Genomic DNA, 19,404 nt, shown 5'->3' on the forward strand with positions numbered 1-19,404 from the left:
ACGGCTATATAAGTACTGTAATCATACTTAGTGATCACAAAATTCGGGGGCTTAGGCCCCCGTTTTTATAGCGGGGAATTTATGAATAAGGCTAAATGGCCGAATGAAATTTTAGAGCGTAGTGGACAGCTTAAGGAGAGTTTATCGGGGCCTTTCAAGGAGCTGTTGCGTGAGCATCAATTACCATGCGATTTCCTCCAGGTACTCGAACAACTTTTTCTTCCCCTAGGAGTTTGGGTACTGACTCGTCATAAGCGCAGTAATCCATTAATAATTGGGGTTAGCGGGGGGCAGGGTACCGGCAAGTCGACCCTGGCAGATGTGTGGCAATGTATTTACCAGGCGATGGGCTATCGCTGCTGTGTTTTGTCTCTGGATGATATCTATTTAACGCTGGAGCAGCGCCGCAGGCTGGCTATACAGGTACACCCTTTACTCGAAACTCGTGGTGTGCCGGGAACCCATGATATCGGCTTGGGGATCAGCACGCTCAAGGCCCTGTGTACAGCCAATACTGATTCCGCTATCGCATTACCTAGGTTTGATAAAGGACGTGATGATCGGATCCCTGAGCACTTGTGGCCCGTATTCAAGGGGCAAGTTGATGTTGTTATCTTCGAAGGATGGTGCCTAGGGGCCAGGCCTTCAGAAGGGCATGAAGGACCGCTCAATGAACTGGAGTGCAGGGAAGATAGTACTGGCGAATGGCGAAGTTATGTTAATCAACAGTTGGAAGATTCTTATCGAGATCTTTTTTCGCTTATCGATGTATGGGTGATGCTCAAAGCGCCGAGTATGGAATGTATCATTGAGTGGCGTAAGTTACAGGAGCATAAACTCAGGGTTCGCTCCGGAATGGGGATGACAGATCAACAAATTGTTCAGTTTGTACAACACTACGAAAGAGTGACGCGGAGCTTACTAGAGGATATGCCGGGCTGGGCAGATTGTGTTATTGAATTGGGGGAGGACCATCAGGTGAAGGGCTTGCGGATGCAGTAAGGTCGGTTTAAACCCTGGCGAGGCCAGGGTTTAAACTAACTGAATAAATCAGTTTTGCTTAAGCGCTGGCTTACTTAGCCTTGGGCGGACGACCGCGACCGCGCTTTACAGGAGCAGCTTCAGTTGCTGCTGCGGCTTCTGCTTTTTTGGGGCGCCCTGGCTTTTTCTTAGCGGCTTCCGCTTTTGCTGGGCGACCGGGCTTCTTTTGTGCGGATTCTGCCTTAGGTGGGCGGCCACGACCGCGTTTTACAGGAGCAGCATCAGTTGCTGCGGCGGCTGCGGTCTCTGCTTTTTTGGGGCGGCCGGGCTTTTTCTTAGCGGCTTCAGTTTTTGCAGGGCGACCGGGCTTCTTTTTGGCTTCAGTGGCGTCTTTTTTGGGACGGCCAGGCTTTTTCTTAGCTTCTTCGGTCTTAGCGGGACGACCAGGCTTCTTCTTGGCTTCTTCAGTTTTAGCTGGGCGGCCGGGCTTTTTCTTAGCTGCAGTGGCTTTCTTCTTGTCAGCAGCAGCGGCTTTTTTAGCGGCAGCAGCAGTTTTCTTCGCTTCGGCAGCGGCTTTTTTCTTTTCAGCAGCAGCCAGTTTCTTAGCTACAGCAGCTTCTTCTTTAGCGACGATCTTAGCTACCTGAGAAGCCAGCTTGTTGGCGGCTTTGATCTCAGCCAATGCATCTTTGGCTTCAGTTGCGGCAGTTTTGGCTTCAGTTGCAGCAGTTTTAGCTGCAGCGGCGGCTTCACGTGCTTTTTTCAACTGTTGCTGTTGAGCAGCAGTCTTTTTCTTAGCTCTAACAGTCGCTACTTTATCTTGAGTAGTTTTTGCTTTAGCGGCAGCCTTCTTGGCACTGTTTGCCAATTTCTCGGCTTTGACAGTCAGGTCTTTTTCCTGCTTAAGGCGGGCAGTTTCCAGTTTAGCGGTAAGGGAGCGTAGCTCCGCTTCCATTTTTGCGATGTCGCTGGTAGCGACTTGAGCAGCTTTTTTAGTAGCCATTTAAATATCCCTGCAAAATGAATTGTTTTAGTAAGTGGGGGCATTCCTATCAATTATTCTCAGCCATCTTTAACGGAATTAGGCACCGTCCAAGATGCATGTTTTCGGCAGAAAACAATTGATAGTGAGTCCCCCCAAGCTAGCGGCGCTAATTGCAGCTTATTTGTATACCTAATTGCAAGTCCTTTAGATGGTTTTTTTCTATTTAATGTAAAAAAAATGGCTTTTTTTTACATATTTTTCAATTGGGGGCCGTTTGAACTGTGTTTTTGATCTTTTTGGGAACTTGAAAGCACTCATTACTGGTGATTCTTTAACTTCAATATTCTTTGTATCAAGTCAGTATCAGTGGCGTTAAATAGTTGAGTAATTTTGTAAGCTTTATGAACCTGTTGGTTTAGTTGTTTTGGCTTTTATAGTTGGATTTTGATGGTGGCAGATAGTTTCTGTTCATCAATTAACAGAGAGCCGGATTAACAAAACTTAACTGCGAGCTTTTGCCTGCGTCAATTAGCGGGCAACCTCCATAGCTGGTTGTGTAACCTTGCGTATTGAAGTGTGATATTCAAATTGCGGAAAGTTGGCAAGTGTCAAGATGTCAGAGACAGCTTGAGTCCTATTGCCGTACCCTGGTATTTAGTAAGGAATTAAAAACTGGGGGAGAACTCACACTCATGTACGGGATCTAGTGCCCCGTATATAAGTACCAACCGGTTGGGGTATTTGGGGCCTTGGCTGCCGGGATCTGCCATTACTGCTGCGAGGTTTACTTTTACATGGCGGAAAGTAAACCAGTGATAAATCTAGTTATAACCATGTATATAATGGGACGGAACTGTATTAGTTTGTGCTCTTCAGTCGAGGTCTTTTTAATTACCGAGAAAGCGAGCGCTTGGTCTCCAGTCATTTGTTTTGCTATCACGTGACATCCCTGCTCGTCATAAAAGAAGTAGAGGGCAGTTATTCAGAGGCAAGTAATACCAGAAGCTATTTGAATGCAGTCCTGATTATCCGTGCGTTGATCAACAATCTTAATGATATTTTTATGGGCAATGCTTCTGCTTTGGAGTGGCTGCTCTTACCAAAGGCAACCTTATGAGTTTTGCAATGGGAGAGGGAGAGGACTGACCCAGTAACAGAATATCTCTGTCACTGGGGTGATATGGAGTCAATCGTGTAGCTTTATAGTGGCCCGTAGGGCAAATAACGATTGTTGGAATTCTGGCGAATCCATAACAGTTGTTCTTTTGTTAATGGCGTCGAGCGTTGCTTGAGTACTTTGGCGAGGGGAATTACTGCAGACTCAGCGCCGGCGTCCCAGCCTGGCAGATTCATTTCTGCCAAAGTAAAGAAGCGGATCAGTTGCCATAGCTGGGCACTGTTCCAATGTTCGCTCTCTTCAATCCAGTGTTGGAAGGGAAGGCGAATAAGTGTGGAGGGTACTTTTTCAAACGCTCCTACTGATTCTGTAAAAGGTTTATCTGACTCTGCAATTTCGATAAGTCTGAGCAACTGCTCCCGGTTGAATTCTTCACTGGTTTCATTTTGTGGGCCACTTACCTGTGGCTCCCAGGCTCCTACGCTCATACTTACTCCTTATAAAGGTCCGGTTTCTTGCTGTTGCATTATAGCGAGGGGGGCTGTGTTCAGGGGGATCTTACTCTAGATAACAATGAATAAAGAGGTCTTTGAATTAATCCACATTACTTCTTCGAATCTAATGAATCGTTTTGTAGTAATTTTGGAAGTCTTTATAAAGGAGTTGGGTTGCGATAACAGGGACTAAACCTACGGGAAAATCAAATCTGTCGGTGCTTATTTGAGATACTATAGAAGAGACTCTTGATATTGAGGTTCAAATGGAATTTATTGCTAAAGCACTGCCGGCGACAAAGCGAGTGGCTCTGGTAGCCCATGACAACCGTAAAGATGCCATGATTCAGTGGTGTCTCAGACATCACAATTTGCTCAAACAACACCAGTTATTGGCTACGGGGACTACTGGTGGAAAAATTGAAGATGCGACGGGTTTAAGTGTCGAAAAGCTCTTAAGTGGCCCTCTGGGAGGTGATCAGCAGCTCGGAGCGAGGATTAGCGAGGGGCAGGTGGATTTACTGATATTCTTCTGGGACCCCTTTGAGCCCATGCCCCATGACCCAGACGTCAAGGCACTACTGCGTATTGCTGCAGCGTGGAATATCCCAGTGGCTTGCAACCAGAGCAGTGCAGATATGGTGGTACAGTCACCATTGATGGACCAATCCTTCGAGCATGAGGTGCCTGACTATCACAGCTATCTAGCAGGACGTTAGTCGGAATTTTTGCTTAAAATTTGATCTTTTCTGTCGGCTCGATTCTGTAACTTATTGATTTTTAAAGTTTATTTATCTCTGTTATCGCTCGCACTTGCAATGCTTGCGAAATCGCGGCAATCTTGCCCACCAGATTAGACCGGTCAATCCGGCACCCCTGATATTTGAAAATTGCACGGTGTTTTATGAGTAGACGACGCGGAAAGGCCGTAGAAGAAGAAAAGGCAGATATCGACCTGACGCCCATGTTGGACGTTGTGTTTATCATGTTGATCTTCTTTATCGTGACTGCTTCATTTGTTAAAGAGAAGGCGCTGGATGTGAATGTGCCTGATCCGAATGAGACCAGCAATGCTGAGCCAGATCCTACCAAGCAGAATATTCTGTTGATGGTTAGCGCAAATGATGAAATCACCATGGCGGATGGCAGCCGTATTGACAGCCGTGCTGTACGGGCCCGTATCGCCCAGATGTATGCGGAGAACCCGCAGGCAATGGTGATTGTGCGTGCACACAACAAGTCTAGTGCGGATACTTACGTACAGATTGCGGATGCCGCGAAGGAAGTGAGCCTGGGTATTCAGGTCTCCCTGGTACCTTACGAGGACTAAGTTCCCGGTGAGTTACCCGCGCTTAAAAAGCCAGCATATTGCTGGCTTTTTTCATTTGTGAATTATGGTTTTGAACTGGTCACAAATTGGGGGGGTACTTAAGTACCCCCTCAAATGAAATCCGATATCAGAATTCTGAACGAATTGCCCAGAGGTCGGGGAAAACCGGTCTAAATAGGGTTCCCTGTAAATAACCTACTCCGCTCGATCCACCAGTCCCCATTTTCCTGCCAATTGTTCGCTCGACCATTTTTACATGTCGGTAACGCCACTGTTGTAACGAAGTATCGATGTCCACCAAAGCCTCACAGATTTCACTTACCAGTGGATCATTGCGATAGATATCGATCAGTATTTTCTGGACGGCTGAAGAAGGCTCTGCAACTTGGCTAAAATCCCTTTCAAGCTCATTAGCGGGTACCTTATGCCCTTCGTGAACCAAAAAGTTTAGGAAAGCATCCCAAAGGGTCGGCGCCTCAAGGCGCTTCATCAAGCGCTGGTAGTGCTCTGAGCCAGGGGTATAGTTTTCCAGTTTTTTCGGGTCCTTGGCTCCGTAAAGAAATTCCAACTCGCGAAACTGGTACGACTGAAAACCACTAGCCGTGGATAGTCGATCGCGGAAAGACATAAACTCCAGTGGGGTTAGGGTTTCCAGGATATCGACCTGTTGAATCAAAGTACGATAAATCGTGTCGACACGTTTAAGTGTATGCAATGCGCGATTGCGTTCACCTGCGTTGAACAGTCGCACCAGGAAATCCAGTTCATGCAACATTTGCTTGAACCAGAGCTCGTAGCTTTGATGAATAGTAATGAAAAGTAGTTCGTCGTGCTCGGGACCATCGGAAAGGGGTTTTTGGCACTGCAAAAGCTCGTCTACTTTTAGGTAAGAGCTATAAGTTATTGTCATAGTCAGCTGCTTCCTGAGTGTGTTTTGACCAGTTACAAAATAATGCTCTCTTTAGCCGGTGTGGATCAAAACAAAAATTACGGCAAAGTGATTTATATTGGACCCATTATAAAGCCCGGAGCTCTTTGAATGGAAAACCCAGCGCAAAACCTACGTGTCAATGGCTCTCGCCTTTGGGATAGCCTGATGGAAATTGCTGAGATAGGCGCGACCCCAGCGGGCGGATGCAATCGACAAGCCCTGACAGATGAAGACCGTGAAGGGCGCGACCTTTTCGTGCGCTGGTGCCGAGATATAGGCTGTGAGGTCAGAGTGGACCAGATGGGCAACATTTTTGCCCGCCGACCGGGAGCAGATAACAGCTTGCCTGCGGTAGTGACTGGTTCTCATTTGGATACCCAGCCCACGGGTGGCAAATTTGACGGTGTATATGGCGTACTTGCCGGCCTGGAAGTTCTGCGCACTCTAGAGGATCAAGGTATCAGGACCAAGGCCCCATTAGAGGTGGTTGTATGGACTAATGAGGAGGGTGCGCGCTTCTCTCCTGCAATGGTGGGCTCCGGAGTTTGGGCTGGTGAATTTAGCTTGGAGTATGGGCACAGCCGCGCGGATAAATCGGGTATCACCATCGGTGAAGAGTTGGAGCGGATCGGCTATCTCGGTACTGAGCCCGCTCAGCCGAGGGCTATTAAAGCTTCATTTGAAGCGCATATCGAGCAGGGCCCGATCCTCGAAAAACAGGATCAGGTAATTGGTGTTGTCACCGGTGTACAGGGTATTCGCTGGTATGACGTAACTTTTTACGGAACGCCTTGCCATGCGGGTCCAACTCCGATGGAGGACCGCCGCGATCCGGTCCAGGCAATGTCCATTCTGTGCGAGCGCATGTATCGCGAAGTCCGGGAGTATTCAGAAGATGCGCGTATGACCTGTGGGGATTTAAGGGCGGCGCCGGGCAGCCGAAATACAGTTCCTGAAGAGGTTGTGCTGGCACTGGACCTCCGTCACCCGTTACCTGAAGGGTTAAACCATCTGCATAAAGCCTTGTATAAGGCGGCTGAAAGAGTACAGGAAGAGACAGGTACCAGAGTCGATATTCGTGAAGAGTGGTACTCACCTCCCGTCGCCTTTGATAAGCATTGCATTGATTCGGTTAGCAGTGCTGTGCAGACCTTGGGATATAGCAATCGCAAGATGGTTTCAGGTGCTGGGCACGATTCCGTATATGTTTCCCGAGTCGCCCCTGTCTCTATGATCTTTGTGCCCTGTGAAGGAGGGCTGTCGCACAATGAAGCAGAATCGGCGGAGCCGGATCATCTTGAGGCGGGTTGTAATGTGTTGCTTCACGCAATGCTAAACAGTGCGGAGCAGGCTTAAGTAGCAGTAAAACAAGTGCTTCTGTCAACTGTCGGCGTTGCACTGTCTTTGTTTTGGCATAGTTGATAACAAGTTGGAATTTAGGCGAATGAGTAATTTTACTTTGAAGCACCGTCAGGATAACGGCGGTACGGCACCCCTGAGTGAGTGGGGGATGGATTCGGAATACGGTGTACTGCGGGATGTTTTAATTGGGCCTGTGGATAACTTCAGTTGGCGCACTGGTAACGCGAGCGCACGACGTGCTGAGCGCCTCGGAATGAAGTTTGATCACAAGGTGGCAGTGGCACAGCATGGAGAGATGCTCGATGCTTACCGCCACGCAGGAGTGAATACGCACCTAATTCCAGCAGACAGCACATTGCCCTACCAAATTTACGGTCGCGATTCTTCGGTAATGACCCCTTGGGGGCCTATCGTGACACAGATGTTCAGCCCTTGGCGCCGTGGTGAGTGGGCGCCCATAGTGAAGAAATATGCAGAGCTGGATATCCCTATTTACGACATTATCACCGCAGGCTCTCTGGAGGGCGGTGATTTTATGGTGTTAGAGCCCGGCGTTATTCTGTGTGGCTACTCTGGCGAGCGCACCAGCCCGCAGGGATTTGAGCAGATGAAAAGTTGGGTGGAAAAAGAGGGCTGGGAAGTTAAAGGCTACCAGTTCGATCCGTTCTTCCTGCATATTGATGTGATGGTAGCCATGCTTGCGGAAAAGCTGGCAGCAATTTGTGTTGATGCTGTTGAGCCGGAGCTGGTGCAGTGGTTTAAAAGCCGAAATATAGAGATTATCGATATTCCCTTCCCGCAGGTATTGGAACTTGGAGTGAATGTCGTTGCCCTGGGGAACGATCGAGTGATGCTACCTAAGGCCAATACCGGACTGGCGGAGAAGTGTCGCGCACATGGCCTGGAAGTTATCGACCCGGATATTTCAATGATTACTCCGGGGGGCGGTGGCGTTCATTGCATGTGCCAACCTCTGCGCCGGGATTCAGCCAATAAAGTTTGATTACTATTGCTGGTTATCTAGAGGGCCCGGTCACTGGTGACCGGGTTAATCCCGTCAACGAAAGTGGTTGATTAGGAACTCGAACCTCTGGGAGTAGCGGTTAATATGAATCTCCTAAATAGATGGCCTACAGCGGATTAAAAGTGGCTTCCGTTGGGGTTCCATAATTAGGCTACTGAGAGTAGCCCAATCTACTTCTTACCCCGGAGAACAATATGCAAAGCGAATGCGCTGAAATTCAGGCTCAGCTTAAGGACCGCATCCTCGAGATTACGATTAATCGACCCGGGCGCAAAAATGCCCTGACTATGGCCATGTATACCGCGATGGCAGGGTTATTGAATAGCGCAGCTACAAACCCGGATGTTCGCGTCGCGATTATTACCGGTGCTGAGGGCATCTTCACCAGTGGTAACGACCTGACAGATTTCCTGGGCGGCTCTGCCGAAGGGGAGGAGTCTCCGGTTTTCCAGTTTATGAGTGCTCTTTACCACTTCCCCAAGCCGGTAGTTGCAGCTGTTAATGGCCCTGCAGTAGGTATTGGTACGACCATGCTGTTGCATTGCGACCTGTCTTTTGCTGGAGACGACGCCATGTTCCAGATGCCGTTTGTGGACCTGGGGCTGTGTCCAGAGTATGGCTCCAGCTACTTGTTGCCCAGGATCGCCGGCCATGCCAAAGCTTCTGAACTGTTATTGTTGAGCAAGCGTTTTAGTGCTCAGGAAGCCGTTGAGATTGGTATCTGTAATGCCGCAGTGGCGCCAGAACAGGCCATAGTTCGAGCACGTGAAGCCGCAGCTGAGTTAGCGAGGAAAGCTCCGGCCGCCCTGCGTTTAACTAAGCAGCTTTTGCGCAGAGCAACTCAAGAGAAAGGGTTAGAGTTTATTCAAGACGAAGGCCGTTACTTTAAGGAGCGCCTCGCATCTGATGAGTTTAAAGAGGCTGCTATGGCCTTTATGGAGAAGAGACCAGCGGACTTCTCCAAGTTTGATTAAGTAAAAAAGGCCGCACTATGCGGCCTTTTTTTGATTTCATTTTTTAACGATCCCTATGTCCCCGGGAAAGATAATTAACGGCTCTGTCGGGGTGGTCGGTAAAGAGACCGTCAATTCGCAGCTGATATACAGCGAAATGCAGGAAGTCCTCGAAGCTTTCAAATTCTTCGGGAACCTTGCCTGTATCGGCGCGGAAGGTGTAGGGGTGAACTTCTAGCTGTCTGCGGTGTGCCCGGCGGACAACACTGTTAGCTCTTGGTTGGCCATCCGTTACTTCCATTAACATAGGATACCAGGGGCCAATCCCATCTGCGTAGGTGGCGATTTTCCGCAAGCCCCCCTGTTGCAGCATCCAGTCATAATTGTACTTTTCAATTTCTCCATTCACTTCGACCAATTTTTCCCCCCAGTCGGTGGCGGCGATCAATTGAACTAATGATAGATCCATCCCCATGGAGGGCATCAATTCAAATTTAACTCGCTGGAGCTCTTCTGCGTCAAAGCACTGGAAGAAAACTTTGTGATCGCGATCGGTATAGCCGTATTTCTTGAGTGATTGCAAAGCAATAGAGGCAATATCTTTTCCTTCCCAGTGATGGAAGTAGGGTTTTTTAATCTCCGGGTAGATGCCAATATCGTAGCCCAGAGATCGGTTAAGCCCCTGAATTAATTCCAGTTCTTCCTCAAAGGTGGACAGCTTAAAGCTAGATTTCCATATTGGAAATCTCTCGGGATATTTTGCTTGAAGTCCATCCTCACTATCTATGAAGGGCTCTGATACCTGAAGCTGTTTAAGTTCGGTCAGGGTAAAATCGATAGTGTAAAAGTGACCATCATCGCGAGCGCGCTGGGGAAAAACGTTGGCGACATTAGTTACGCTATCTAGATAAATATCGTGCATTACGATCAAGTGATCATCTTTGCTGAGTACCAAATCTTGCTCGATATAGTCTGGACGCATACCGTAAGCCAGCGCTTTGGATTCGAGGGTGTGTTCAGGTAGGTAGGCTGAGGCACCTCTATGAGCTACCACAATAGTTTGTTTATTTCTCTGATCAAAGTTATCCGCGCAGGTTAGTGTTGCGGCTATAGAAAAGCCAATCAACACTACTGATAGAATGTTTTTTAACATGTGATAAAGGCCCGTGATGAATTGTGGGGCACTTTCTAGCAGAGAAATATGACAGGGATATAACTGAATACGAGAGCCCCGTTGGGGCGAGGCTTTCGCAGAGCTATTCAGCGCGGCTTCGTCTATCTGATAGGCATTACGAACCCTGGAGACTCTAATTTTTTCTCTCTTGAAGCTTGGCTTTGAAGGCTGCTCGATTTTCTTCTTGAAGTTTTTTGAACTCTGCTAATTGTTGATCCGTCAATACGGTGGACATTTCACTGAGCGTAGATTTTCTGATAGCGGCCATTTCTTTACCTAACTGGCGCTTCTCACGAAAGCTCATCTTTTGGATAGCGCCAGAGGGACTTTCTATGTTAACGCCGTATTTTGCAAGTACTTGGCGGCGCTGTTCATTGGCTGATTCCAGGATTGGCTTTACTTTTTCTACCTGCTCATCAGAGAGGTTAAGCTTGGCTTTAGTTGCCTCTAAACGCTCCGCAAGTTGTGCGGCATGGTCATTATCTGCCCAAGCTAGGGTATTTGCAGAAATGGCAATTATTGCAGCGATTACCAAACTGAATAATTTCTTCATTGTGACTTCCTCGTTAATGAGTAAATGCCGTTGCTGTGAGGAGTATGATAATGGCTAGATTGTAAGCCAGTGCCATCCAACGCAAGGAAGTGTAAATTCCCTATTCCCTCTCATATGGACTGAGATATTCCAGGATATCCACAGTCAGATACTTCTACTCAAGATAATTCTAGACAATTCTGGATGGCTAGTGCGCCTAGGTAAGTCAATAGAAGGTAAACCGATATCCAGTCAGCTCGGAAACCATGAATCGATGAGGGTTAATAGTCAGCAAGCAAAGATTGTCGCCTACAGAGGAACCGGTGGAATAGAGGGTAAGTAGTAGCACTCTATAAAGGGCTTGATTATAAATTGGTGTATCGTCTTGGACCGCTGGTTTAGGTATTAGCAGGAAGTTAAGCATTCTAAAACGGCGCTATTTCAGCGCCGTCAAAATTTAATCAAGACTTGAGGCAGGTAAAATTGCGTTATTACAGTGCAACGCTTTGCTATGCCGCGATGATGCCTGCCAAAAGCGTCTTAATCCCCTTCACACAGTGGCTTCGTGAGACCATAGATAGTCGGCATAGATTTCCCGAAGGTCTTTTTTGCTGACTTTGCCTGTAGCCGTATGGGGGATTTCCTTGGCAATGACACAGTCATCGGGAATCCACCAGTTGGCAAAATGCCCTTTAAAGGATGCCAGAATCTCCTCAGTTTTTAGTGTTTTGCCTTCAGCGGGAACAATGATCAGGAGAGGCCGCTCAGCCCACTTTTCATGGGCAACCCCAATAACAGCGGCTTCGGCTACTCCCGCCTGTGTCATAGCAAAATTCTCCAGCTCAATAGAGGAAATCCACTCGCCGCCGGACTTGATAACATCCTTAGTGCGATCAGTGATTGTCAGGTAGCCGTCAGTATCGATCGTGGCAACGTCGCCAGTATCAAACCAGCCGTCTTCGGTAAGTGCTGACTCTTTGGATTGGTAGTAGCGCTCACAGACCCAGGGACCACGCACTTGTAGGGCTCCAAAAGCCAGCCCGTCTTGTGCCAAGGTATTTCCCTCTGGGTCTACAATACGCATCTCGACCCCAAAGCCCGCTCGGCCCTGCTTGAGCCTGAGGGCCTGTGCTTCGTCTTTAGAGAGGTTCTCAGGTATGCGGGCATTGTAGGTTCCCAGTGGACTCATCTCAGTCATGCCCCAGGCGTGATGGGTATATACCCCATGCTTTTGCTCGAATTCCTCCATAATACTCCAGGGGCAAGCCGATCCACCCACGACTACTCGATTCAAGCTGGGTAGGGTCTCTTCACTTTCCCGCAGGTATTTGAGTAGGGCGAGCCAAACGGTTGGAACGCCGGCAGCGATAGTAACTGCTTCCTTTTGAATTAATTGACTGAGCGTTTCTCCACACCCCATTTTGGGGCCAGGTAACACGAGTTTTGCTCCAACAGCCGGTGCCGCATAGGGTATTGACCAGGCGTTGACGTGAAACATGGGGACAACAGGCAATATGGCTTCGTCCCTTCTAATCGCAAAGACATCTGGCATCAATACGCCGTAGGTATGCAGCATCAGAGAGCGATGGGAATAAAGCACCCCTTTGGGATTGCCTGTTGTTCCTGATGTATAACAGAGTGCTGCTGCACTCTCTTCCTCTAATTCCGGCCATTGAAACTCAGTGGGCTCTGCTGCAATCAATGTTTCATAGCAGTAAACATTGCTCAGGCTTGTGGTGGGCATATGTGCTTTATCAGTTAGCACAATGATGCCTTCAATCGAATCTAGATATTCTGCCATGGATTCGATTAGGGGCATAAATAGTGGATCAATAAACAGCCATCGATCTGCGGCATGCTCAATAATGTAAGATATTTGCTCAGGGAAAAGCCGGGGGTTAATGGTATGGCAAACGAGCCCGCTGCAAGAAGTTGCGTAGTAGAGTTCAAAATGCCGGTGATCGTTCCAGGCAAGAGTACCAATTCGATCTCCATCATTGGCTCCAAGCTTTTGTAGTGCATTTGCCAATTGCGAGACTCGCTCAAAAGCTTGTTGATAGCTATAACGAAAATCGGGGTTATCCAAGGTAACTGAAACAATCTCACTATCCGGTGAGTTGCTTAGAGCATGCTTCATAATACCGGTGAGGATGAGCTGGGATTGCATCATCATGCCGTTCATCACTTACTCCTTATTATTATCTTTTATTTTCAGATAGACACTAACCCTCCAAAATTTTGGAGGATGATAGAAAAAGGATTAGGGGCTGATTCTAATAAAATTATTGAACGATCTTTATCCATTCTCCGGGCTTGGGTTCTCCTCGGGGATAATAACCATTTAACAGGCGTAATTGCTCCTCTGCATATTCGCCGATTTCCATATGTTTTGCCAGGGAGGCAAAGGTGGTTTTTTCATTGGCCTGGACGTAGCGCAAGCGTTTGATGTCCTTCTCTTCTACAATGTCAGTTTGTCGTAGCGGCCTGAAGCTTCTAATGCTAGTCAGGAATAAATTGTCATATTTATCAATAGCTTCTGGATCTGAGTCTTCATCATTTGTGACTTTTCCCTGCAGTACAAATTGTCTGCTACCATAAAAAATTACCGCAATTCTGTCTGGATCTGCATCCTCTTTTTCAAGCGGTGGAATTTTTCCGGTATGGCCTTCAAGTCGATATTGATTGAGTTTCTCCCCTTTTTCCAGTTGTCGTAGATCGAACTCTGAACGCAGAGCCATATCAGCGGGCTGGTTGCCATCACGTTGGGTCACTGTAATGGTAATTTGTGCACTTTTATCAGGTGCAGAGCCGACAATGGCTGAACGTTGATTTTCTACCAACCAGCCATCGGGAAATAGAAGGGAGAAACCCAGCCGCTTGTGATTGTAGCGATTTTTAGTGGACTGCTGTGTGTTTTGTCCATATACAAGGCCATCTGTTTTTTCCCGATAGTATTCTACTTTGGTTTCTTTGTTATCTTCGGGGAGCTGGCCCGCAGCGTTTACAACTTCCTGTAGGCGAAGGTCATTTCTCGGGTGAGATGCAAAAACACCATGGTAAGTTTGCGGTTTCTTGCCCTCAATACGGGCACGGCGTCGGGCAAATGTCTCCTGATCCTTTAATAGCCCAATAACATTGATCATGGCCTGGGGATCATAACCAGCGTTGAACATATACTGGGCGCCGAAGCGATCCGCTTCCAGTTCCATCTCGCGGCCGTAGCCCTTCACAGCAGCGGTGCTATATAAATTTGCAACATCTCCGACTACACCACTACCGGTAACCAAAACTGACAGTACTGATACAACGCTGGCTCCGGTCGCAGCTGTTTTTTGCCTTACCGCATGACGGGCGGTGATATGGCCAATCTCGTGAGCTAGTACAGCGGCCATTTCAGCTTCTGAGTGCAGGTAAGTTAGAAGGCCTCGGTTGATGTAGATATACCCACCGGGAAGGGCAAATGCGTTGATATCCTGGCTGTCGATGATCGTAAATTGGTACTTGATATCCGGTCTGTCACTGGCGGCGGCAACTTTTTGGCCGACATGATTGACATAAGCGGTTAGGACTGGGTCTTTATAGATTGGAGTACTCTCTATCAGTTTTTCATGCATCTCTTTACCGATAGAGATTTCCTTGTCCTCTGACATTAGAACCAGGTCAGGCTTATTGGTGGCAGGGTTAAATGCACAGCCTGCACTGAGTATTAGGATAGCGCTGGCAAAAACACGCTCGATGAATTTCATTACCCCTGGCCTCCCGTAGCGTCTTAATTTTTATGAACTGGGTGTTACTGCTGGCATCAAGAATTGTTGGAGCTGCAGCGCCATTCCTTTACAGGCATTATTCTGGACCCTGGCGATTAGTGGTATTGGAACCACGATTGCGGGCATATAGGAAGTTCCTTTGGCATCTGCACTAAGTTTCCCAGACAGTTCGCGGTCCCTGAAATCCCATACTGCCGCTTCGTAGTCAGATTCTTTATCCCAAGTCCCAAAGCCAAAGCACCCTGCACCGCCGGTACTGATGGTACAGCTGATAGACCCGGCACTGGCTGTGGTCTCTGTCGAACCATCAATCCAGACGATGTACTTCACTCCATAGGTTTCCATTCGCTCACGCACACTTTCATTTTCCATCAGGCGATCTAGGGAGCGAACATGCATAGGTGCTGTCCTGGGTTCAAACCAGGGGTACATAAGATCGACAAAGTCTTGCTCTGGAATAATGTTTACACCTAACTCAGGGTTGTGTAGTTCTCTACCAACACAGGCAATTAAATCAGGCTCTGTTTCATATTCACTGGAGTGACGGCGGCCCAGGATGACGACGGAATCTCCTTCGGCAAGCTCACCGTCGGAGCGCCGATACTCATCAATTACGACAGTGGTACAACCGCTAATAAAGATTATCGCTGCAACTAGAAGTGGCTTGAACACGATTTACTCCTCTTATTCAGCCTTTTTGGCTTTCACCTTGATTTCTCTCAGTGATAGCGATCGGCGTTTCCCTGAGAGAAAGGCCTGTAGTTCAGGAACTTTCCCAAACCCGGTATAGAGATTTGCTCCGGCATCGCGCAGGGCGATATTTATCGCCTGAGTTAATGCCTGTTCCTGGGACTGTAAAAATGCGGTAGGGGTTTTTCCGTAAGCGGTTATTACCCAGTTAGCAACCTGTCCGCCACTGGGGTCAAATGCGGTCATGTTGTATTTAATCCATACCTCAAAAATATTGACCCTTGTCTCTCTGGGCATTGTGAACTGCAGCTCTCGCACTTCTGGAACTATCACCAGTTCGACATTGGCGGGGACTTCTTGTGGATAACTGGATAGAGATACGGTATCGGTAAACATGGAACCCAATACTGTTTCAAACAGATTTTTTTGTGCTCTGCCTGTGCTTATATTCCATTCTTCACGATCTTCACTGTCTTCTTTATAAGTGAAACTTTTAAAGTCCTCACTGAGGTAGAAGCCTACAGTTATTGGCAATTGATCGCCTATTGGGGCTGGGTAATTGCCATCCACCTGTACTGTATGACTGCAAGCACCCAGGAAGAAACTTACAAGAATAAGTACCTTTAGGTGTCCAAAGGAAGTCGACCTATACCTCATATGTTCCTCCTTGAATCATTTAACTAGCGAAAGTCATTCAACCCCACGAAAGTGCCGCCATTTCGATAGGTGAGTTCGCGCATAAGGGCCGCAAAGCGCAGTCCTGTGGTTTGTAGGTGTGGAGGGCGAGAGAACTGTACAGGGAATCCTACGGCATGGATTCTGATATTTCGTTTTCCCTCACCGTGCTTAGCATTTACCCGTTCGACAGCTAACATAACCCTGCGGATTGATTTTCCGGTGAATTCATCGCCAAGCACATAAATACTGATTTTCTTACTGGGATCATAAAAGCTGCGGACCGCTTTCTGGATACCTTCAACAGGGCTGGAGTTACTAAAAGGATTCCAGGACTTCAACCGCTTTAGTATCGCTTGGCGGCGTCCTGGGGTATCAGGTATCCACTTGTTTCGATAATTGAAGAACATATAGTCCCCCATATCATTCATGACCTGGATACCTTTAACATTGGGATAAAGGTCTAGAGTATTGACCATCTCCGCCATCATTCGGTCCCAGCCGTAATTAAACATACTGCCGGAGGTGTCGATAATGAAGAGAATGTATTCGCTGTCGACAGGAATTCCGCCAATAACATTGTTTTTACGCTGGTAGTTCTCGCCCAGTAGGCGACGCATTTCATCAGTGATGGATTGTAGTGCAATGGTCAGCTCACCTTTGAGTTTGCCATCCTCACTTTGCCCTTCGGTTTTACTGGCAAATTCCGCTTGAAGTGCTTCCAATTCACCGCGCAGGTTGGCAATTCTCTTGCGCTCGATATCGATTTGTTCTCGCTTGGAATTTAGGTCCCGGTTGATAACTGTGGTCTCACCACGGATTTCTGCCAGCTGTTGCTGTAGTTCCAATACCTGCCCTTCGAGGTCTACTTCAGCTTCTTCTAATACAATCGGTTCTGCAGTCTTGGCGATCATCAGCAGCAAAACAATTGCGCCAAATCCACAGCAGATAACATCCAGGAAGGAAATGCTGAACTCCTCCTGGCGACGTTTTTTTTGTGCTCCTATCATGGCCAGTCCCTCGAAGGTGCAAGGAAAGAGCCTTTGCTTTGCATCGCCAGCTTCCAAAATTCACTAGCCGCAAATGGGTCCCCCTCCATAGGGGCAAGAATGACATTGATGGGGATATTCTTGGGGAGCACTTTGACCGCGCGCTTGAATAGACTGCGCCTGTCTCTACCCGAAATAGTGGGTTTTCTGGGCGCACTCATCCCTTGGGTCGGTAACCCATCGGTAATGAGAATAATGTTGTCGGGCAGTGGCGTCATAGCGTTAATGGCGTTAAATACTCTCTCTAGACTGGTACCATTTTCCGGCACTACTTCATCTAGTCCCTTGATAGCCTGGTCCAACTGGTCGCGGTCATCCACATTGAGCCAGCGATCTTCTGTACCGGCGATTGCGGCACGAAAAGAGGTATTAAAAGTATAGATCTGGTATTGGCTATCCCTGGGAAACTGAGCAGTAAGCCAGGAGACTGTGCTGACGGCCCTGCGCCATTTTTCAGTTTTGCGTTTTACCGGTGAAGACATGTTACGGGCGCGTATTATTTTAATAAGCTCGTCGCCGAGCATGGACGCCGATGAATCCAATAGAATCAGGATACGATTGCCGCCTAGGCGCAGACCGGTGAGATATTGACGGTCCCCATCACCGACAAACTTGCGAACGTTATTTCCCAGCTTTTTATTTTCTTCTTCAAGGTTCTTTTTCGCCTGCTCCAGTTTTTTGAGTTTATCTTGTAGCCTCTTGATATCCTCTTCTTCATCGATACTATCGATTTCAGCAATATTGCCTTTGGTTTCCTTTATTTGCTCCAAAATGCGCCTGGCAAGCCCTTGAGCCTCAACCAGTTCATCACTAACGACATCCAGAGTATTTCTAGCTTGAACTAAGTGTTCCTGTCCAAACTCCACCTCCTCTTCCAGAAGGTTCACCTCGGCAGTGAGATCTTCAGTCTCTACTTCAACTTGGTGATCGGAGCCGTGTTTGATAATAAGAAAAATTAACGCTACTGCCCCAAAACCACAGGACATGATATCGAGGAAGGACAGGCTAAATGTGGAAAAACGACGCTTTTTACGCCCCATATCGCTCCACGCTAATTGCAGTTATCACATCTTGATAATCTGCAACTCCAATTGTATCGCCGGCGTTGAGATTAACGGGTGACTCAATCTCTTTTCCATTGAGTGTGAGCTGAATTCCAGCATCCACCCGCAAAGCAAGTCTGCCGGCATGATTTGTGACTGTTGCGGCAGGGTGCTCCGGTGGTGTTGGGGTGACTTGAAATTTCTCGTCATGCCAGAAAACGAATAGAGGTTCCTGGGCGGCCAGTGCCTTGTGGCCAAAAAGTAAATGTGTCGCTACGGTTTCTGAGGATTTCTCTACATGCACCTTGACCTCGTTGGGGGGGAGGGCAGTGACAGAGTTGATCAGTTTCAATGTACTGCTATCACTGCGTAATTCTTTCCAGCGATGATTTATGGCATGTGCAATGGAGTCTCTTGAGAGAAGATGTACACGTTGGGCCAATTGAATTCCCCCTGGGATATCAGCCCAGCGATGGGAGATAAAACTCACACTTTGACTTTCCTCCAGGTTTTCAATCATTGCCCGTATACGAGAAAGGAGAGGGGTTGTTGCATCTTGAAGCTGCCGCAGGCTGATCTTTGCTGTTCGATCATCAAGTTCAGCTAGAACTTCTCCGTGACGCATCGCTCGATCAGTCCACTGGGGCATCAAATCATAGAGTTGCTGTTCTGATTCAGCTGAATGGAGAGGGTCAAATCGGCACTGCATAATAAATGCATCGGTAAATACGCGAGCCCAGGATTCCTGGAAGTTGTGTAGTCCTGCGTCGGCAACAGTTTCTACCGTTTTCACCGTGGCTTGCTTATCCACAGCAATCTTTGTTACCAGTGTCTGGTGGAGTTGTAGGTCGATATGCAGTTGGATTCCTGCAGGAGCCAAATTACCCAGGCACGCGGTTGCTGCATCAACAATGCCTACGATATTGATATCGCTGACTTTAATAACTCCCAGAAGTAAGGCCAGTTGTTCGTGGGTAAAATTGCCGGGAACAGCGAGAACAATTTCATCGGGAAGGTCACAGTGCTCCGCTATTTCCTGAAGGTGGCAGTAGACCAAGTCGGCATGATGGCGGCAGCGTTGATTTTCTGACTTTAGCGACTCGAGGCTCAGTCTTCTCCAAAACTGGTTGTTAACCTGAGTCGGATGGCTCCTGGCACGCATTTGAGCTGAGGTACCAATATGAATTTTATTGTGTTCAATAACTGCAATTCCAGGACTTTCCAGTACCTCGTTAGTATTTGAAAATACACGTAATCCGCAGTCATTTATTTCCAGGACGCCTTGTCCCATGGGTTT

The 19,404-nt window shown here is 47.8% G+C and carries 18 protein-coding genes; 6 read left to right on the plus strand and 12 right to left on the minus strand.

The window, feature by feature from the left end:
* Window positions 1-81: 81 nt before the first annotated feature.
* On the plus strand, window positions 82-1,002 hold the full coding sequence (locus ACJJI1_RS11005; RefSeq protein WP_444912105.1) for a phosphoribulokinase: 921 nt from the start codon (window positions 82-84) through the stop codon (window positions 1,000-1,002).
* A 70-nt stretch (window positions 1,003-1,072) separates the two neighbouring features.
* Here ACJJI1_RS11005 and ACJJI1_RS11010 read toward each other — a convergent pair whose 3' ends face one another.
* Window positions 1,073-1,984, minus strand: coding sequence for a hypothetical protein (locus ACJJI1_RS11010; protein WP_444912106.1), 912 nt, complete (start codon window positions 1,982-1,984; stop codon window positions 1,073-1,075).
* Between the two features lie 1,182 nt (window positions 1,985-3,166).
* A complete protein-coding gene (locus tag ACJJI1_RS11015; RefSeq protein WP_282934304.1) occupies window positions 3,167-3,571 on the minus strand; it encodes a hypothetical protein in 405 nt (134 codons plus the stop codon).
* A 272-nt stretch (window positions 3,572-3,843) separates the two neighbouring features.
* On the opposite strand from ACJJI1_RS11015, the gene ACJJI1_RS11020 reads away from it, so the two are divergent.
* The gene (locus tag ACJJI1_RS11020; RefSeq protein ID WP_444940042.1) at window positions 3,844-4,296 is read left to right on the plus strand and encodes a methylglyoxal synthase; all 453 of its coding nucleotides are present in this window, start codon (window positions 3,844-3,846) and stop codon (window positions 4,294-4,296) included.
* 185 nt (window positions 4,297-4,481) lie between these two features.
* Window positions 4,482-4,907 (plus strand): ExbD/TolR family protein, encoded by a 426-nt coding sequence (locus ACJJI1_RS11025; RefSeq protein WP_413664360.1) that lies wholly within the window; start codon window positions 4,482-4,484, stop codon window positions 4,905-4,907.
* A gap of 127 nt (window positions 4,908-5,034) precedes the next feature.
* On the opposite strand, the gene ACJJI1_RS11030 is transcribed toward ACJJI1_RS11025, so the two are convergent.
* Window positions 5,035-5,817, minus strand: coding sequence for a tryptophan 2,3-dioxygenase (locus tag ACJJI1_RS11030; RefSeq protein ID WP_413664361.1), 783 nt, complete (start codon window positions 5,815-5,817; stop codon window positions 5,035-5,037).
* A gap of 129 nt (window positions 5,818-5,946) precedes the next feature.
* On the opposite strand from ACJJI1_RS11030, the gene ACJJI1_RS11035 reads away from it, so the two are divergent.
* The 3 genes from ACJJI1_RS11035 to ACJJI1_RS11045 all read left to right on the plus strand — a co-directional run bounded on the left by ACJJI1_RS11035 (window position 5,947) and on the right by ACJJI1_RS11045 (window position 9,198).
* Window positions 5,947-7,194 (plus strand): Zn-dependent hydrolase, encoded by a 1,248-nt coding sequence (locus ACJJI1_RS11035; RefSeq protein WP_444895215.1) that lies wholly within the window; start codon window positions 5,947-5,949, stop codon window positions 7,192-7,194.
* Window positions 7,195-7,282: 88 nt separating this feature from the next.
* Complete coding sequence (locus tag ACJJI1_RS11040) at window positions 7,283-8,203, plus strand: dimethylarginine dimethylaminohydrolase family protein (RefSeq protein ID WP_444914776.1); 921 nt, start codon at window positions 7,283-7,285, stop codon at window positions 8,201-8,203.
* 215 nt (window positions 8,204-8,418) lie between these two features.
* On the plus strand, window positions 8,419-9,198 hold the full coding sequence (locus tag ACJJI1_RS11045) for an enoyl-CoA hydratase (RefSeq protein ID WP_444892773.1): 780 nt from the start codon (window positions 8,419-8,421) through the stop codon (window positions 9,196-9,198).
* Between the two features lie 43 nt (window positions 9,199-9,241).
* On the opposite strand, the gene glpQ is transcribed toward ACJJI1_RS11045, so the two are convergent.
* The 9 genes from glpQ to ACJJI1_RS11090 form a co-directional block, all read right to left on the minus strand.
* Window positions 9,242-10,330: a glycerophosphodiester phosphodiesterase gene (gene glpQ / locus ACJJI1_RS11050; RefSeq protein WP_444959321.1), complete on the minus strand. Its 1,089-nt coding sequence runs from the start codon at window positions 10,328-10,330 to the stop codon at window positions 9,242-9,244.
* 154 nt (window positions 10,331-10,484) lie between these two features.
* Window positions 10,485-10,904: a hypothetical protein gene (locus ACJJI1_RS11055; protein ID WP_444959322.1), complete on the minus strand. Its 420-nt coding sequence runs from the start codon at window positions 10,902-10,904 to the stop codon at window positions 10,485-10,487.
* A 529-nt stretch (window positions 10,905-11,433) separates the two neighbouring features.
* Window positions 11,434-13,065, minus strand: a complete 1,632-nt coding sequence (locus tag ACJJI1_RS11060; RefSeq protein WP_444959323.1) for a long-chain fatty acid--CoA ligase — start codon at window positions 13,063-13,065, stop codon at window positions 11,434-11,436.
* Window positions 13,066-13,165: 100 nt separating this feature from the next.
* Window positions 13,166-14,629 carry a M48 family metalloprotease gene (locus tag ACJJI1_RS11065; RefSeq protein ID WP_413664368.1) on the minus strand — a complete coding sequence of 488 codons (1,464 nt, stop codon included), beginning with the start codon at window positions 14,627-14,629 and terminating at the stop codon, window positions 13,166-13,168.
* Window positions 14,630-14,659: 30 nt separating this feature from the next.
* Window positions 14,660-15,322: a hypothetical protein gene (locus ACJJI1_RS11070; protein ID WP_413664369.1), complete on the minus strand. Its 663-nt coding sequence runs from the start codon at window positions 15,320-15,322 to the stop codon at window positions 14,660-14,662.
* 12 nt (window positions 15,323-15,334) lie between these two features.
* The gene (locus tag ACJJI1_RS11075) at window positions 15,335-15,997 is read right to left on the minus strand and encodes a hypothetical protein (RefSeq protein WP_282934292.1); all 663 of its coding nucleotides are present in this window, start codon (window positions 15,995-15,997) and stop codon (window positions 15,335-15,337) included.
* Window positions 15,998-16,020: 23 nt separating this feature from the next.
* Window positions 16,021-17,025, minus strand: coding sequence for a VWA domain-containing protein (locus ACJJI1_RS11080; RefSeq protein ID WP_413664370.1), 1,005 nt, complete (start codon window positions 17,023-17,025; stop codon window positions 16,021-16,023).
* Window positions 17,022-18,104 (minus strand): vWA domain-containing protein, encoded by a 1,083-nt coding sequence (locus tag ACJJI1_RS11085; protein ID WP_444934872.1) that lies wholly within the window; start codon window positions 18,102-18,104, stop codon window positions 17,022-17,024. Before ACJJI1_RS11085 ends, ACJJI1_RS11080 begins: the two co-directional genes overlap by 4 nt.
* Complete coding sequence (locus tag ACJJI1_RS11090) at window positions 18,094-19,398, minus strand: hypothetical protein (RefSeq protein WP_413664371.1); 1,305 nt, start codon at window positions 19,396-19,398, stop codon at window positions 18,094-18,096. The genes ACJJI1_RS11085 and ACJJI1_RS11090 overlap by 11 nt, the downstream gene beginning before the upstream one ends.
* Between the last annotated feature and the right edge of the window lie 6 nt (window positions 19,399-19,404).

The sequence above is a fragment of the Microbulbifer maximicatervae (SeqCode) genome (genome assembly GCF_052467065.1).